Source organism: Streptomyces sp. NPDC088261 (genome assembly GCF_044740805.1).
Classification (GTDB): domain Bacteria; phylum Actinomycetota; class Actinomycetes; order Streptomycetales; family Streptomycetaceae; genus Streptomyces.
The window spans coordinates 305,831-321,305 of the sequence record NZ_JBIURL010000005.1 but is presented as its reverse complement, the minus strand read 5'-3'; the positions used below and the strand labels follow the sequence as shown (position 1 = coordinate 321,305).

At 70.0% G+C, this 15,475-nt stretch carries 19 protein-coding genes; 15 read left to right on the top strand and 4 right to left on the bottom strand.

Annotated elements, in window-relative coordinates; translation table 11 throughout:
• Positions 1-78: 78 nt before the first annotated feature.
• The 4 genes from ACIODU_RS13340 to ACIODU_RS13325 form a co-directional block, all read right to left on the bottom strand.
• On the bottom strand, positions 79-774 hold the full coding sequence (locus ACIODU_RS13340; protein ID WP_356427571.1) for a hypothetical protein: 696 nt from the start codon (positions 772-774) through the stop codon (positions 79-81).
• Complete coding sequence (locus tag ACIODU_RS13335) at positions 771-1,253, bottom strand: thioesterase family protein (protein ID WP_356427574.1); 483 nt, start codon at positions 1,251-1,253, stop codon at positions 771-773. The genes ACIODU_RS13340 and ACIODU_RS13335 overlap by 4 nt, the downstream gene beginning before the upstream one ends.
• A gap of 1 nt (position 1,254) precedes the next feature.
• Positions 1,255-2,919 carry an energy-dependent translational throttle protein EttA gene (gene ettA / locus ACIODU_RS13330; protein WP_161312847.1) on the bottom strand — a complete coding sequence of 555 codons (1,665 nt, stop codon included), beginning with the start codon at positions 2,917-2,919 and terminating at the stop codon, positions 1,255-1,257.
• A 236-nt stretch (positions 2,920-3,155) separates the two neighbouring features.
• Positions 3,156-3,650 carry an NUDIX hydrolase gene (locus ACIODU_RS13325; protein WP_401767223.1) on the bottom strand — a complete coding sequence of 165 codons (495 nt, stop codon included), beginning with the start codon at positions 3,648-3,650 and terminating at the stop codon, positions 3,156-3,158.
• A gap of 17 nt (positions 3,651-3,667) precedes the next feature.
• Between ACIODU_RS13325 and ACIODU_RS13320 the strand changes: the two genes are divergently transcribed.
• From ACIODU_RS13320 to ACIODU_RS13250, 15 genes are all read left to right on the top strand, one after another.
• On the top strand, positions 3,668-4,447 hold the full coding sequence (locus ACIODU_RS13320; protein WP_401767221.1) for a GntR family transcriptional regulator: 780 nt from the start codon (positions 3,668-3,670) through the stop codon (positions 4,445-4,447).
• 873 nt (positions 4,448-5,320) lie between these two features.
• Positions 5,321-5,590: a DUF6284 family protein gene (locus tag ACIODU_RS13315; protein ID WP_401767219.1), complete on the top strand. Its 270-nt coding sequence runs from the start codon at positions 5,321-5,323 to the stop codon at positions 5,588-5,590.
• Complete coding sequence (locus ACIODU_RS13310; protein ID WP_401767218.1) at positions 5,587-6,048, top strand: Pycsar system effector family protein; 462 nt, start codon at positions 5,587-5,589, stop codon at positions 6,046-6,048. Before ACIODU_RS13315 ends, ACIODU_RS13310 begins: the two co-directional genes overlap by 4 nt.
• Positions 6,045-6,938 carry a DUF2637 domain-containing protein gene (locus tag ACIODU_RS13305; protein ID WP_401767216.1) on the top strand — a complete coding sequence of 298 codons (894 nt, stop codon included), beginning with the start codon at positions 6,045-6,047 and terminating at the stop codon, positions 6,936-6,938. Before ACIODU_RS13310 ends, ACIODU_RS13305 begins: the two co-directional genes overlap by 4 nt.
• On the top strand, positions 6,938-7,315 hold the full coding sequence (locus ACIODU_RS13300; protein ID WP_401767214.1) for an RRQRL motif-containing zinc-binding protein: 378 nt from the start codon (positions 6,938-6,940) through the stop codon (positions 7,313-7,315). Before ACIODU_RS13305 ends, ACIODU_RS13300 begins: the two co-directional genes overlap by 1 nt.
• Before the next feature lie 97 nt (positions 7,316-7,412).
• Positions 7,413-7,841, top strand: coding sequence for an NUDIX domain-containing protein (locus tag ACIODU_RS13295; RefSeq protein ID WP_401767213.1), 429 nt, complete (start codon positions 7,413-7,415; stop codon positions 7,839-7,841).
• A gap of 96 nt (positions 7,842-7,937) precedes the next feature.
• A complete protein-coding gene (locus ACIODU_RS13290; RefSeq protein WP_401767211.1) occupies positions 7,938-8,309 on the top strand; it encodes a DUF6251 family protein in 372 nt (123 codons plus the stop codon).
• Positions 8,310-8,325: 16 nt separating this feature from the next.
• On the top strand, positions 8,326-8,517 hold the full coding sequence (locus ACIODU_RS13285; RefSeq protein WP_401767209.1) for a hypothetical protein: 192 nt from the start codon (positions 8,326-8,328) through the stop codon (positions 8,515-8,517).
• A 79-nt stretch (positions 8,518-8,596) separates the two neighbouring features.
• Complete coding sequence (locus ACIODU_RS13280; protein WP_401767207.1) at positions 8,597-8,944, top strand: DUF6257 family protein; 348 nt, start codon at positions 8,597-8,599, stop codon at positions 8,942-8,944.
• An 89-nt stretch (positions 8,945-9,033) separates the two neighbouring features.
• A complete protein-coding gene (locus tag ACIODU_RS13275; protein WP_401767205.1) occupies positions 9,034-11,172 on the top strand; it encodes an ATP-binding protein in 2,139 nt (712 codons plus the stop codon).
• Positions 11,173-11,428: 256 nt separating this feature from the next.
• Positions 11,429-11,662 carry a hypothetical protein gene (locus ACIODU_RS13270; RefSeq protein WP_401767204.1) on the top strand — a complete coding sequence of 78 codons (234 nt, stop codon included), beginning with the start codon at positions 11,429-11,431 and terminating at the stop codon, positions 11,660-11,662.
• A 6-nt stretch (positions 11,663-11,668) separates the two neighbouring features.
• The gene (locus ACIODU_RS13265; RefSeq protein WP_401767203.1) at positions 11,669-12,196 is read left to right on the top strand and encodes a hypothetical protein; all 528 of its coding nucleotides are present in this window, start codon (positions 11,669-11,671) and stop codon (positions 12,194-12,196) included.
• Between the two features lie 94 nt (positions 12,197-12,290).
• Positions 12,291-13,019: a DNA methylase gene (locus ACIODU_RS13260; protein ID WP_401767201.1), complete on the top strand. Its 729-nt coding sequence runs from the start codon at positions 12,291-12,293 to the stop codon at positions 13,017-13,019.
• Positions 13,016-13,903 carry a bifunctional DNA primase/polymerase gene (locus tag ACIODU_RS13255; RefSeq protein WP_401767200.1) on the top strand — a complete coding sequence of 296 codons (888 nt, stop codon included), beginning with the start codon at positions 13,016-13,018 and terminating at the stop codon, positions 13,901-13,903. The genes ACIODU_RS13260 and ACIODU_RS13255 overlap by 4 nt, the downstream gene beginning before the upstream one ends.
• A gap of 385 nt (positions 13,904-14,288) precedes the next feature.
• The gene (locus tag ACIODU_RS13250; protein ID WP_401767198.1) at positions 14,289-15,452 is read left to right on the top strand and encodes a DUF3631 domain-containing protein; all 1,164 of its coding nucleotides are present in this window, start codon (positions 14,289-14,291) and stop codon (positions 15,450-15,452) included.
• Positions 15,453-15,475 lie beyond the last annotated feature (23 nt).

The following is a 15,475-nucleotide window of genomic DNA, read 5'->3' as shown; positions in this document are numbered from 1 at the left end:
GGCCCGGAGACTCTGGGCGCCGACGACTCACTCTGAGTTCCGGAGCCCCCTGACGCCCAGAGCCGCTGACGCCCAGCCTCAGGCCGGCGTGACCGACAGGCCGCCGACTCCGGCCCTGCGGACCGCGATCGAGCCGTACTGCGTCCGCAGCCGGAGCCAGTTGCCGGACGCGAGCAGCGCCACCGTCTGCTCCGGGGCCCCGCCCGCCGGCACCAACGCCCGTACCGGACGCAGGAATCCGAGCGACTGGGCGGCGTGCGCGGCCCGCAGCGGGAGCGGGGTCTCCCCGAGCGTCCTGGACCAGATCTCGCGCCCGATCCGGTCCCGCTGCGCCCTGGTCCGGTCGACGGGCGCCAACCGCTCGTCCCGCGACCGGAATTCGCCGACCGCCGCGGCCACCGCACCGCGAATCGCGTCCTCCTCCGGCAGCCCGGGGAGCTGCTGCCAGCCGCCGCGCGGCGGCAGCATCCCGGCCCACGGGGGGCCGGTGACGGCGGCCGGGATCCCGGCCGTGCCCGCCGACTCCCCGATGCCTTCGAGGAGTTCACCCGCGGAGACGGTGACGTCCAGCACGTGCGGGGTGGCGAGGCGGGCCGAACGGACGGCGAGCACGTCGAACGACGCCGGCCTGCCGAACACGGCGAGCGCGCCGCCGCCGGCCTGGATCCTGACCGCCGCGGCGCGGTCGTAGTGGATCAGCCGGCCGAGGAAGGCGGCGAGGTCCGCCGCCTCCCGCGCGTCGGCGAACTCCAGAGTCAGGCCGGGCGATGTCATGCCGCGAGAGCGTCCTTCTTCTTGTCGCCGTGCTTGCCGCCGGCGCCGTTCCTGGCGCCGGCGCCGTCGTCCAGGTAGTGGACGAGGAAGGACTTCTCCTCGTCGGTGATGCGCCGGGGCCGCCCCGCCTCCAGGTTGTACGGCACGACGACCGTCGAGGCCCTCACGTACACCTCGTCCGCGCCCTCGGCGTCCTTGATCTCGTACGCGATGGTCAGCGACGCGGCCGTGATCGCCGTCACCCAGGACTCGATGATCACCGGCTCGTGCCGGTGGACCAGCGGGCGCTTGTAGTCGATCTCGTGCCGGGCCACGACGGACCCGCCGGAGAACGACGGCGAGCCGTCCCCGGGCGCCAGCCGGAACATGAAGTCGATGCGGGCCTCCTCCAGGTAGCGGAGGAAGACCACGTTGTTGACGTGCCCGAAGGCGTCCATGTCCGACCAGCGCAGGGGGCAGCTGTAGATGTGCCGGGCCATCTCAGCCTCGCGTCAGCTTCTTGTAGGTGGCGCGGGTGGGACGGGCGGCGTCCGCGCCGAGGCGCTCGACCTTGTTCTTCTCGTACGAGTCGAAGTTGCCCTCGAACCAGAACCACTTGGAGTTGCCCTCGTACGCGAGGATGTGCGTCGCGACCCGGTCGAGGAACCACCGGTCGTGACTGACGACCACGGCCGCGCCGGGGAATTCGAGGAGCGCGTTCTCCAGCGAGGAGAGCGTCTCGACGTCCAGGTCGTTGGTCGGTTCGTCAAGGAGCAGCAGGTTGCCGCCCTGCTTGAGGGTCAGCGCCAGGTTCAGGCGGTTGCGCTCACCACCGGAGAGGACACCGGCCGGCTTCTGCTGGTCGGGGCCCTTGAAGCCGAACGCGGAGACGTACGCGCGCGAGGGCATCTCGACCTGGCCGACGTTGATGTAGTCCAGCTCGTCGGAGACGACGGCCCACAGCGACTTCTTCGGGTCGATGTTGCCGCGGCCCTGGTCGACGTAGCTGATCTTGACGGTCTCGCCGACCTTGATCGAGCCGGAGTCGGGCTGCTCGAAGCCCTGGATCATCTTGAACAGCGTGGTCTTGCCGGCGCCGTTGGGGCCGATCACGCCGACGATGCCCATGCGGGGCAGGGTGAAGGAGAGGTCGTCGATGAGCACCTTGTCGCCGAACGCCTTGGTGAGGTGCTCGACTTCCACGACCACGTTGCCCAGGCGCGGGCCCGGCGGGATCTGGATCTCGTCGAAGTCCAGCTTCCGCATCTTGTCCGCCTCGGCGGCCATCTCCTCGTAACGGGCCAGGCGGGCCTTGGACTTGACCTGCCGTCCCTTCGCGTTGGAGCGGACCCACTCCAGCTCTTCCTTGAGCCGCTTGGCGCGCTTGATGTCCTTCTGGCCCTCGACCTTGAGGCGGGCCTGCTTGCTCTCCAGGTACGTGGAGTAGTTGCCCTCGTAACCGATGGCACGGCCGCGGTCGAGCTCCAGGATCCAGCCCGCGACGTTGTCGAGGAAGTACCGGTCGTGGGTGACGGCGACGACGGTGCCGGGGTACTTGGCGAGGTGCTGCTCCAGCCACTGGACGGACTCGGCGTCCAGGTGGTTGGTGGGCTCGTCCAGGAGCAGCAGGTCGGGCGCTTCGAGGAGGAGCTTGCAGAGCGCGACGCGGCGGCGCTCACCGCCGGAGAGGTTGGTGACGGGCCAGTCGCCGGGCGGGCAGCCCAGGGCGTCCATGGCCTGTTCGAGCTGGGTGTCCAGGTCCCACGCGTTGGCGTGGTCGAGGTCTTCCTGGAGCTTGCCCATCTCGTCCAGCAGGGCGTCGGAGTAGTCGGTGGCCATCAACTCGGCGACCTCGTTGAAGCGGTGGAGCTTGCCCATGATCTCGGCCGCGCCCTGCTGGACGTTCTCCAGCACCGTCTTGGTCTCGTCCAGCGGCGGCTCCTGGAGGAGCATGCCGACGGTGTAACCGGGCGAGAGGAAGGCGTCCCCGTTGGACGGCTGCTCCAGGCCCGCCATGATCTTCAGCACGGTGGACTTTCCGGCGCCGTTCGGACCCACCACACCGATCTTCGCGCCCGGCAGGAAGCTCAGCGTCACGTCATCGAGGATGACCTTGTCGCCGTGCGCCTTGCGCGTCTTGCGCATCGTGTAGATGTACTCAGCCAAGAGAAACCGTCCGGCAATCGAGAAGGGCCAATGTGCGGCTCCGCCGCGTGAGGGCAGATACACCCCATCTTGCCTGACGTCCATCCCCCGAGGGAAACGGGTACCTCACGGCCTTCTGAACTGGGCCCTACGGCTTGAGCACTTCCACCGAGCGGTCGTTGCGGGTCGTCATTGGTCACTGTTGGTCGACGTCTGACGGCCCACAGACGGCCCCGCAGAGGGTACGTTCTCCGTGGTCAGGACGCTTTGGAGGCAGCGTGCCAGTCCGGGCCGTCGAGCAGTCGGCGACCATCGTGCACCCGCACCTGCGGCCCGCTGTCGCCGAGGGCATCAAGGACACGCACCGCATAAGCCTCAAGCATCTCTGCTTGGATCTCTCCACGCGTGAACCACTGAACGTCCACGGTCTCGCTTGACGTGCGCTCCTCTCCCCCGACCTGTCGGCAGAGGAAGACCAGCGCGACGACGCCTCGCGTCATGTTCTTGTAGACGCCGGTAAGGCGTACGGCGTCTACCTTGATCCCGGTCTCTTCCAGTACTTCCCGGCAAACCCCTTCTTCGGGCCGCTCGTCCAGCTCCAGGACGCCGCCCGGCGCCTCCCAGGCACCGTTGTCGGCACGGCGGATGACCAGGACGCGGCCGTCGTCACGGACCACGACGCCGGCCACAGAGACCGAGTGAAGCGACATTGGCGCGCCCTCCTGGGTAGCGTTACTCATGTATAGGAGCATAGGAGGAACGGAAGAGTATGGGCATCACAGCCTCTAGGGACTCTGGTCAGCCACGGTACCTACAGATCGCCGAAGACCTCGCTCAGCAGATCAGGGCCGGGATCCTCGCGCCAGGGCAGAAGGTACCCAGTGAGTCCGAGCTGATGACTCGGTACTCGGTCTCGCAGGGCACCGCGCGCAAGGCAGTGGCAGAGCTGCGCCCGACTGGTCTGATCGACACCCACCACGGCAAAGGCTCTTTCGTGAAGAGCCAGCCTCCCGTACGCCGCAAGTCTTCCGACCGCTTCCGTCGGTCCCACCGCAGGGCGGGCAAGGCCGCCTACCTCGCAGAGACGGAGCAAGCAGGAAAAACGCCCGGGGTGACAGTCCTCTACGTGGGCCCCATCGAGGCGCCGGGCGACATCGCGGAGCGTCTGGACGTCCCCGCCGGAAGCAAGGTCCTCGCGCGTCGACGCCTGTATTTCAGCAATGGAACACCGACGGAAGAGGCGACCTCCTACCTCCCGTGGGACATCGCGGAGACCATCCCGGAGCTGTCCCAGGAGAACCCCGGCGGCGGGGGCATCTACGCGCGCTTGGAGGAGAACGGCCACACCCTCAAGGAGTTCACCGAGACGGTTCGCGCCCGGCTCGCGACCAAGCAGGAGACCGGCGCGCTCAGTCTCAGCCCCGGCGCACCCGTCTTTCATCTGACCCGCAATGCAGAAACAGAAGCCGGTCGCATCGTGGAGGTCTGCGACACGATCATGGCCGCTGACCAGTTCGTTCTCGACTACCGGATCCCCGCCGGGGACTGACCGTCGTGCGCCTCCCACAGCCCGCTGCGAAGAAATTTGTCGCGGCGGGTTGACTCATGTGCAGGAGTTGGGTCATTCTCATAAACGTAACTCCTGCACATGAGTGCAGGAGTACAGGAGTCATGAGACTCCGTGCATTGCGTGCCCGAAAGGGCGCGCGGCAAGTCAAGGGGCCCCGGACAGAGGGGGCCGAGGGACCCGGACCCCTGGTCAACCGGAGGGCAATTCGAGACCGAAAGGTCGCGTCTCCAGCCTGAAACGGGAGCTCGTGTTCCCGAAGGAGACACCCCCTGCTCGACCACTCAGCGAAGGAGTCGGCATGCACCGGCGACATACCAGGGCGCCGCTCGCGCCGGACCTGCACGAGCGGTAACGCCCACCGCGTCACTCGCCGCCCAAGCGTTCCCCGGCCTGGCGGCGGCCGGCTGCCTCTCCCGTCCGTCCGATCATTCGTGACCGTACGGACGGGGGTGCGGGGAGCTGGAAATGCCGGTTCCAGTGCATCGAGAGAGACGAGATCACTTCATGGCCTCCCAGAAGTACACCACCAGGAAGATCACAAAGTCCGTCTCGGCCAGGCGTCCCGTCCTTGGCCAGGGACCCGGAGACTGTTACGCCGAGTGCATCGACTGCAACTGGCGGTCATTCAGCCGGAGGGACTACACGGAGATCGTCGCGGCGGCCAAGCGTCACCGTTGCCGCTGACGGTCGCCTCTCTCTGTACAGCGCATTCGCCCCTGATGGTGACCCCCACGGGTCGGCGGGTTCCACTCCCGCCCGGGGCACTCCAACCACGCAACGGCGTACGGCCCCGGTGGTGAGACACCGGGGCCGCTGTTCGAGCCGTGTCACCTGCTAGGGAGATCCCGACTCATGCCTTACATCGTTACTGTTCAGGACGCCGTTACGGCGTTCGAGCCCTGGCTTGACCCGACCGACGACGAACTGTCCGCGATCGAGATCGAGATGCCGCTCATCCGGGCGGAGGTCGAACTCCTCGACGCGCAGATCATGACCCTGGACCGGCCTGCCAACGAGCTGGACACCCGCCGGGTGCGCCGGGCCCGCCGCCGAGTGCTGGCCGCCCGCCGGGAGCTGTCGAACCGGGGCACCACGGTGAGCACGTCCGGGGGTGCCGCGTGAGCGCCGACCTGGACAAGAAGCTGACCGCCGCGCACGCCGAGGTGAAGGCGGAGATCGCCCGCACCGACACCAAGACCTCGCTGCTGCTGGCGTTCATCGGCGCCCTGCTCGCCGGAGTCTGGACGGTCGCCAAAGACGCGCCCGTACCGGTCGCCGGATACGTCGTCGGCGCCGCCGGTGTGGCCCTGCTGCTGGTTGCGGCGGGCCTGCTGCTGCGGGCGGTGCGACCGAACATGTCCGGCGCGGCCGTGGCCGGTTTCCCGTACTGGGCCCGGCTGACCGCCGAGGAGATCCGTACCGCGCTGGCGGAAGACCGGCGCGGGGCGGACATCGCGAATCTCTCCCGTATCGCGGTGACCAAGTTCCGGTGCCTGTCCCGCGCGGTCGACCTGACGTGCGCGGCCGGCGTGCTGCTGATCCTCGCTGCCGTGATCGCGATCGGGGGTGGGCTGGCATGAACCGCACCGCCAAGACCCTGCTCGTCCTCGCCCTGGTCGGCGTGGTCGGGATGGCGTTCCGGGTGTCGTGGACCGCGTTGCGGGATGTGGCCCGTGCGATCGGCGCGGACGCCACCGGGGCCACGCTGTACCCGTTCGTAGTCGACGGCCTGATGGCTCTCGCGCTGGTCGCCGCGCTGGTTCTGGTCGGGGACGATCGGAAGTTCGCTCTGCGGGTGCTGGCCGCCTACACGGTCGCATCCCTGGTCCTGAACTACGTGCACGGTCTCGTTCCCGCCCTGCACAGTCGGGCGGTCGACTGGGGCCAGTTGGCCGACTGGAACCCCGCCAACTGGGCGCTGGTCCTGCTGGCCACCTCGCTTCCGGTCGGGTCGATCTACTTCGGTTCCGACCTCGTGGCCAAGGTGCTCCACCACCGACCGCAAACCACCCCAGACGATCAGAAAACGACCGAGATTATTATCAATCGGTCTACCTCTGACCTGGAAAAGTCGGCCGACACCCCCGCCCTTCCGGTCGAGACCCCGGCCGCGCTCCCCGCCCCCGACCCGGTTGAGATTCCGGCGGTCGTGGAGTCGGCTCCGATCGCCGCGCCCGTTCCTGTGGTTGCGGCGGAGTCGGTGCGGCCCCGTCGGGCGACCGGTCGGGTCCCGCAAGCCGCCCGGCCGGGTGCCCGACCGAGGCGCACGCCTGACCAACTCCTTGATGAGGCCCGTGCGGCAACGGCGGACTGGCCGGACGGCCGGTTGACGGCCGATGCCATCCGCAAGGCGGTCAGCACGTCTGCGGAGAAGGCTCGCGGACTGCGCGATACTCTGCGCGCCGAGCGTGACGCGGCTAACGCCGTTACCGATTCTCGTCAGGACGACACTGCCCCGGCGGTGGCCTGATGTCGGCCCGGTTCTTCGACCCGGACGGCGAGGTGTACGGGCTCCCGACGTTTCCCTTCCGCATGGCCCCGGACGGGTACGCGACCCGTCGGCAGCTCCGTGCCGACGGGTTGCGGCCGGGCGGTCAGCGGGCCGCCGCGCAACTGCTGTGGTTCTCCAACCGCCGCCGCCGCACGGGCCAGCCGCCGACGCTCCGTGTCGCTTACCTGTACCGGCGCGACCGTGCCAAGCCCGTACGGCCCATGACCCCGGGTCGCGCCGCCGCGCTCGCCAAGGCCATGCTCGCCCGCCGCACCTGCCCCAACTGCCGCACCGATCGCGGGTACTGCATCCCCCGCTCACTCGGCATGTGTGTTCCCTGCGCTAACCCCTCCTGACCTGCGCGTCGATCGCCCCGGCATTCACGCCGTGAGGGCGCCGCATCGACCGCGGCCCGGGGCACGCACCACTACTCACCCACCCCGAGAGGACATCGTGACCACCACCGAGACCGAGACGTTCGAGACCATCCGCCTGACCGCCGACGTCGTACTCATCGCCAACGGGCACGTCCTGCTGATCGAGCGCGGGTGGGACCCGTTCGAGGGCATGTGGGCGCTTCCCGGCGGCCACGTCGACGCGGGCGAAACGAGCCTGACAGCCGCCGCCCGCGAGCTGGCCGAGGAGACCGGCATCGCCGTGACCACCGCCGACCTGCGGCAGGTGGGCACCTTCGACGCTCCCGGCCGTGACCCGCGCGGCCGGTACGTCACGGTCGCCTACGCCGCGACGCTTCCCCGGCCGGTTCAGCCGTCGGCGGGGGACGACGCCGCGGCCGCCCGCTGGTGGCCGCTGGACGCGCTCCCTGTCCTGGCGTTCGATCACGCGGCCATCGTCCGGGCGGCCACGGAATCCACCTCCTGACCTGCGGCGCCTACAGTCCCGATGGTCGAAAGGGCCGGTTCGACTCCGGCCCGGGGCGCCCCCGCACCACCCCGCGACCACGTACCCGGAGGAACCGTGGAACACCTGCCCGCCCCGCGCACGGTCGTCCAGCTCCCGGACGGCACCCACGCCTACGTCAACCCCACCCACCTGCCCGCACCGCAGCAGTCGGCCCCGCAGGTCGTGCACATCCACCAGGCCCCGCCGGACCGCACCATCCAGCGTCTCGCGCTCGGATCCGGCGTCGGCGCCGGGACTGTGGCGGCCGGCGTGTACTTCGGGCCGTTGCTGGTCGGCGTGCTGACCGCGATGGCCGCGAACCTCGCCCTGCTCGCCCTGATCGCCGCCGTGTGCGCGTGGGGTGTCGTGACCGTCGTGAAATCGATCGGCGGCCCGGACGGCAAGGCCGCCGCGAAGAACGTCCGCCGTGCCCGTGGCCGTCGCTGAGCGAAAGGGTGCTGGCATGACGTTCAAGGCCGGCGACATGGTGCGGATCGTCTCCTGCGAGGACGACCCGCGCGCGGCCGGGAAGACCGGCCACATCCTGGACGAAGTCCCCCCGGGACCGCTGACGAACGGGCGGTGGACCGTAGCCGGGATCGGCTTTTGGATCGCCCCCGTGCTGTGCCACACCCGCGAACTGCGGCCCGCCTGACGCTTGCCCGATCCGCCCGTGCCCTGTGCCGGGCGGTGAGGGGAGCCGGACAGTCCGGCCCCGGAACGGGAGACCTGCGATGGCACTCAAGCCCAACCCCGAACCCCGCCTCACCGCCGGGGAGAAGACCCGTGTCGCCGCCCTGATCGCCCGCATGGCCAAGCGCGGCCTCGCGGGGGAGGACGTCCACCTCGATGACCTGACCCGCCGGGTGGACCGCATCTTCGAGACGGCCGCCACCCGCAGCGAGCGTGAGAACGACGCCATGACCCGCGAGCTGGAAGCCGCCCGGGACGCGGTGGCCGTGGCCAAGACCGCCGCGCGCACCGCCGGTCGCACCGACCGTGCCGCCGCCAGGACTGCGCTGCGGACCACCGAGGACGCGTTGCGTCGTACCGAGCGCGCCGCCCGCCGCATCGGACTCTGAACTGCCCCCGGACGGCCGTCTACCGGCCAAGGACGCCGACCGTCCGGGGTTCCCGCCGCTCCACAAGCTGAGAGCAGGAGACCTCCATCATGTCCGAGAACGTCATCCATCTGTTCAAAGATGCCGAACCCACCACCACCCTTACCGCGGTTCCTTCCCCGGCCGCCCCGGCGCCCGCCGTTGTTCTCCCGGTCGAGCAGGTCAAGCCGCTGGTTCCGCTGTGGGTGCGCTCCGGGCGCGCGGTCCGTACGGCCGTCACGCATGAGGGGACCCGTACGGCGGGGCGCCTGGTGGTGCGGCACGGCATGTACGTGGTCGGTGGCACGCGCATCGTGTCCCGCCGTGCGTGGGACGGCCGTACCGCCGCCCGGTACGAGCGGATGCTCCGGGCCGCCGAAGCGGTCGGCAACTACGAGGCCGCCGGCGACTGGGAAGAGCGGCTGCATCGCTACCGTGCCGACCGGCACCGCCGCCGGATGGACCTGCTCACCGCACCCGAACGCATCGTCAAGGGCGCGGCGGTCGGCGCAGGTGGCGGGGTCGGAACCCTCCTGGTGATCGGGATCGCGCTGGCGGTGGCGAACAAGAACCCCGCCGACGTCATCACCCCCCTCATGGCCCTCGTGGACCTCATCCGCCTGTTGGTCGTCATCACCACGGTGGTGTGGGGGCCGTTGGTCGCCGCTGCCCCCTGGGTGGCCCTGCTCGGTGTGTGGGCTGTTGGCCGCCGCCGGGGCGCCGCCCCCCAGTGGGCCCTTCCTGTGAGCGCGCGTGGTCAGGACGCGGGGGCGCCGATCACCCCTTCCGTGGTGGTCACCGCCCTGCGGGACCTGGGGGTTGCTCCGCTGCGGGCCGCGATCAAGGACATGGGTGACGCGGGCGCGGCGATGCTGGGACCGATCCGGATCGCCGGGTGCGGTGTCGAGGTCGACGTCACCCTTCCCTCCGGGGTGTCCACGAACGAGGTGCAGGGCAGGCGCCGCAAGCTCGCCGAGAACCTCGCCCGCCACGAGCACGAGGTGTTCATCACCATCCCCCAGGCCGCCCGGACCGTGCGTCTGTGGATCGCCGACAGTGGCGCACTCGATGAGCCGATCGGGCCGTCCCCACTGGTCACGGACGACACCCTGACCGCCGACTACGCCAAGGGAAAGGCCCCGTGGGGCCAAGACCTGCGCGGCGACGCCGCGACCCTGAGTCTTTACCAGCGGCACCTTCTGATCACGGGTCTGTCCAACCAGGGCAAGACCGCCGCCCTGCGGGCGCTGGCCCTGTGGTTGGCGTTGGACCGGTCGGTGGAGTTCCGTCTCGCCGACCTCAAGGGCGCCGGGGACTGGGCCATGTTCGACGGCTTGGCCACCATCCTCATCCAGGGCCCGACCGACGATCACGTCGTTGAGGCAACGGAGATGCTGGAAGGCGGTGTGAGTGAGATGGAGCGGCGGCTCCAGGCCCCGCCCGGCACGGTGTTCCCGCCGCTGGTCCTGCTCGTGGACGAAGCGCAGGTCGCGTTCATGTGCCCGGTGGTCGACGCGGACAAGCGGCCCTATGGCGGGTCGAAGGCCACGTCCCGGTACTTCATGGCCGCGCGGAAGATCCACAACCAGGGGCGGGCCGTCAACGTCACCCTCTGGCAGGGCACCCAGGACCCCACCGACCAGAACCTCCCCAAGCTCGTCCGCGAAGGCGCCCACACCCGCGCATCGCTCGCGCTGGGCACGGAGTCGCAGGCCCGGATGGCGCTCGGAGACAAGGCCGTCGACGGAGGGGCCGCACCCAACCTGCTCCGCCCCGGGCTGGACAAGGGAACCCTCGTGGTCGCGTCCGACGGCATCACCATCGCCGCCGGGCAGGCGTCCATCACGGTCCGCACCCACTACATCGACACCGAGACCGCCGGGCAGATCACCGCCCGCGCACGGGCCATGCGCGACGGCGTCACCACCCTCCACGTCATCGAACACGGCGAGGACCACGACCCGTTGGCGGACATCGCATCCGTCATCGCCGACGCGCCCCGCGTCCTCACCCAGGACGTCCTCAAGCGGCTCGCGACGCTGAACGAGGACGCATACGGGTCGTGGACCAACAGCGACCTCAAGCGCGTCCTCGACGCCGAAGGCGCCGGGGCGTACAAGTCCGACGGGCGGATGGTCGTCGGCCGCGACCGCGTCGCCCGCGCCCTCACCAACCGTGGCACCGACGGTTCCGCTTCCGCCGCCGAGTAGAGGGAGCCACACCCCGGCGGGTCAGGGAGACAGGGAGAACTCCCTCACCCCCTCCCTGACCCACCTCCCTCCATCTGACCTGCACAAACGATGTTCAGGGAGCTAGGGAAGCACCGCAGGTCAACACCCCCGAAGGGCCCTCTACGCCCTCCCGGAAGGGGGTGCCTCCACCTCCCTGACCTCTCCGCCACACGATTCCACTTGCACGTGAAAGAGACCCCCCTTCCGACATCCTCCCCACTTCAAAGGACTACTCATGGCATCCCGACAGCCCGCCAGGCGCACCACCGACAACGGTGACGAGGTGGTGGAGATCCGCGTGATCGCCCGCGACAACCTCGTCCGGGCACTGGCCGAGCAGATCGTTGCCTCCATCCCGAACTGCCCCCCGCCCCGCTTTTCCCCCTCGCGCAAGGACGCCGGACGCACCCTCGCCTACATCAAGTTCAAGGCTCCCACGCAGCGCGGGCGAGAAATCGGAAGGAGCTGACCCCACATGTGGGACACACTCATCGCCGTACTCGGCACCCTCGCCGGCGGCGCCCTCGTGGCCTATCCACAGCGCGCGGCTGACCGGGCCGCCCGTACCGAGCGGCACCAGCAGGAAGTCACCGGGGCCCTCATCGCCCTTCTCAAAGCGGTGCTGAAGTACCGCGAGAGCTACTGGCTCATGGTCGCGTCGCTCCGGGACGGCACCGGCGAGACCAGCGACCAGCGCGCGGACCGCTTCCGACTCCGAACGGAAATCACCCTGGCCCGCGATCTCCTCGCTCTCGTCGCACCCGGCAGCACCCTTGTCGACCTGGGAGAAAAAGCCGCCTGGGCCGCCATCGACCTCAGCGACATTCCACTGGGCGCCGTGAACAACGGAACGTTCAACCCCGCCACGGAAGCGGCCCTCACCGCCGGACGCGAACAGAGCCGCGACACACACACCGCACTCCGACAGGCAGGAAGCGCCTACCTGTCGACCCGCTCACGCCCCCGCCTCCCGACCCCGGAACCGAACCAACTGCACTCCTGACCCACCACACGACCAAGGGCGGCCCCCGTCTCACCAAAGTCCGGGGCCGCCCTCGTCCAGCACACAACTCAAGAGTGGAACTGGAGCCCCCAGCATGACCCAACGCACCCCCATCCGGCGAGTACGCGGTGAACAGTCGCGCCTGCTCGATCTGTTCTCGTGCGCCGGCGGCGCCGCCATGGGCTACCACCGGGCCGGGTTCGACGTGACCGGCGTCGACATCGCGCCCCGGCCCAACTACCCCTTCGCCCACCACCAGGGCGACGCGCTCGCCCACCTCGCCCACCTCATCGAGACGGGCGAGATCCGGCGGTACGCGTTCGTCCACTCCTCCCCGCCGTGCCAGGGCAAGTGCTCCCTGACCGTGGGCACCAACGCCTCCCAGGGCTGGGGCGGAACCCACGTGGACCTCGTGGCCCCGACGCGGGAGCTGCTGGACCGTACGGGCCTGCCCTACGTGATCGAGCAGCCCAACGGCCGCGCGGACATCCGCAAAGACCTCACGCTGTGCGGGGAGATGTTCGGTCTCGGAGTGATCCGCCACCGCAACTTCGAGTTGGGGAACTGGACCACCCGGCAGCGGGCGCACGTCCCGCACCGGGGGCGGGTGCGCGGCTACCGGCACGGCGCCTTCTACGACGGCCCGTACGTCGCGGCGTACGGCAACGGCGGCGGCAAGCCGTCCGTCCCCGAACTCCAGACGGCCATGGGCATCACGTGGACCGACGTCCGCGAGGAACTGACCGAGGCCATCCCCCCGGCGTACAGCGAGTGGATCGGCCGCGCCTTCCTCACCCACGTTCGTACGGCGGTGGCGGCATGAACAACCACCTCCTGACCGCCGCCCTGGCGGGCGCCGAACGCGGCTGGCACGTCTTCCCCCTGCGCCCCGGCGACAAGCGCCCCGCCCTGCACGGCGAAACCTCCTGCCCCCTCACCGGGCAGTGCGCCGGCGGGCACCGGAAGTGGGAGGACCGGGCCACCACCGACCCCGACCGCATCCGCCGGGCCTGGTCCCAGGGCGCGTACAACGTCGGCATCGCGACCGGCCCGTCCGGGCTGGTCGTGGTGGACCTGGACATGCCCAAGCCCAACAGCAGTACGGGCACGCCGTGCGGCGTGACGACCTTCAAGGCGCTCTGCAAGCGCGCCGGGCAGGCCGTCCCCACCACCTACCGCACCCGGACCCCCTCCGGCGGACACCACCTCTACTTCACCGCCCCCGGCGGCACCCGGCTGACCAACACGGCAGGGAAGCTTGGGGAGTTGATCGATACGCGGGCGTGGGGCGGGTACGTCGTCGCCGCCGGCAGCACCACCCCCGCCGGTTCGTACGTGGTCGCCGATCCAGCACCGGTCGCCCCGCTCCCGGAATGGCTGTACGCCCTCCTGACGGCCCGTCAGGAATCGCGGGCACTAACGGCCGCCCCCGAGGCGCCCAAGGGCCCTGCGTACGCCACAGCGGCCCTCAAGGCCGAAACGGCGAACGTCGCGACCGCGCAGGAGGGTGTGCGCAACGCGACGCTCATTCGTGCTGCCCGCGCCCTGGGACGGTTCGTGGCATCCGGCGCCCTCACCCGGGCTGCGGTCGAAGATGCTCTTAATGGGGCGGGATTGGCCTCTGGTCTGCGGGAAAGCGAGTGCCAGGCCGCCATCACCAGCGCGTTGAACTGGTCGATCGCCCACAACCCCGGCAGGGCCGCATGATCCCGGCCCCCCTCCCCCTCCTTAAGAGCAGTCCTTCCATCCCTACCAGCCCCAGCCTCGCCGGAGCGGCCCCCGCCCACCGTGGCGCTGGGGCGGCGAAGGTCGTCGCCGAAGGCGTCCCCACCTCTGTTCCCCCCGCCCCTCGACATGCCGCCCCGCTCCGCGTCGTCGGGGAACTGACCATCCGGGCGCCGTACCGCGCCACGCCCACGGCCCAGTCGTGGTGCGCGTGCGGACGGGACCTGACCGCTGCCGGAAAAGCGGACCTCCTCGCGCTGGTTGAGGACCACGCGGCACACCGGGACGCCTGCCCCCACCACACCGACCAGACCAACGTCGCCCTGCTGCGCCCGCCGACCGCCCGCAACACCAGGAGGACCGCCGCATGAGCACCACACCCCCAAGCACCCCGTCCATCGACGGCGCGGCCCTGCTCAACGAGGTGGAGCAGTTCCACCGCCGCTTCAACGTCTTCCCCAGCGAAGCGGCCTACGTGGCCGTGGCCCTGTGGGACGCACACGCCCACCTGCTCGACTGCTTCGAGTCCACGCCGCGGCTGGCGTTCCTCTCCCCCGAGCCGGGGTCGGGGAAGTCGCGGGCGCTGGAAGTGGTGGAGACCCTGGTGCCCGCACCGATGACGGCCGTCAACGCGTCCGCCGCCGCCCTGTTCCGCTCCGTCTCCAACCCCAACGGGCGGCCCACCATCCTGTTCGATGAGATCGACACGGTCTTCGGGCCAAAGGCGGGGGAGAACGAGGAGCTACGCGGGTTCCTCAACGCCGGCCACCGCCGTACCGGGGTCACCTACCGGTGCATCGGTGACGGCGGGAACCAGACCGTTCAGGCGTTCCCCTCGTACTGCGCGGTCGCCCTCGCGGGACTGGGCAACCTGCCGGACACGATCATGACCCGGTCGGTCATCATCCGCATGCGCCGCCGGGCCCGCAACGAACGCGTCGAACCCTTCCGCGCCCGCATCCACGAGGCCGAGGGTCACAAGCTCCGTGACCGACTCGCCGAATGGGCCGAGCACGCCCGTGAGTTCGTCATGGGAGCCTGGCCCGACATGCCCGAAGGGGTCAGCGACCGGCCGGCCGACGTGTGGGAGTCCCTGCTCGCCATCGCCGACGTCGCCGGCGGGGACTGGCCGGAGAGGGCGCGTGAAGCGTGCGTGACGCTGGTGACCGCGTCCAGGACCAACGACAAGGGCAGTCTCGGCATCCGCCTGTTGACCGACCTGCGTGATCACGTCATGGTCGGAATCGACCGACTGCCGACCGTCGCGATCCTGGACCGCCTCAACGCCCTAGACGATGCGCCGTGGGCGGACCTGCACGGCAAGCCGCTCGACAACCGGCGCCTCTCGAAGATGCTCGCCGAGTACATGACCAGCGACAACGACCCCGTCACCTCCCGCAACATCAAGACCGCCGGGAGCGTCCTCAAGGGCTACTACGCCGCCGATCTCTGGGACGCGTGGGCCCGCTACTGCCCCCCACCCCCCGGAAGTCCGCTACCTCCGCTACCCGGCACCGAAAACCCGGCCTGACCAGCGGAAACACAGTAGCGGCA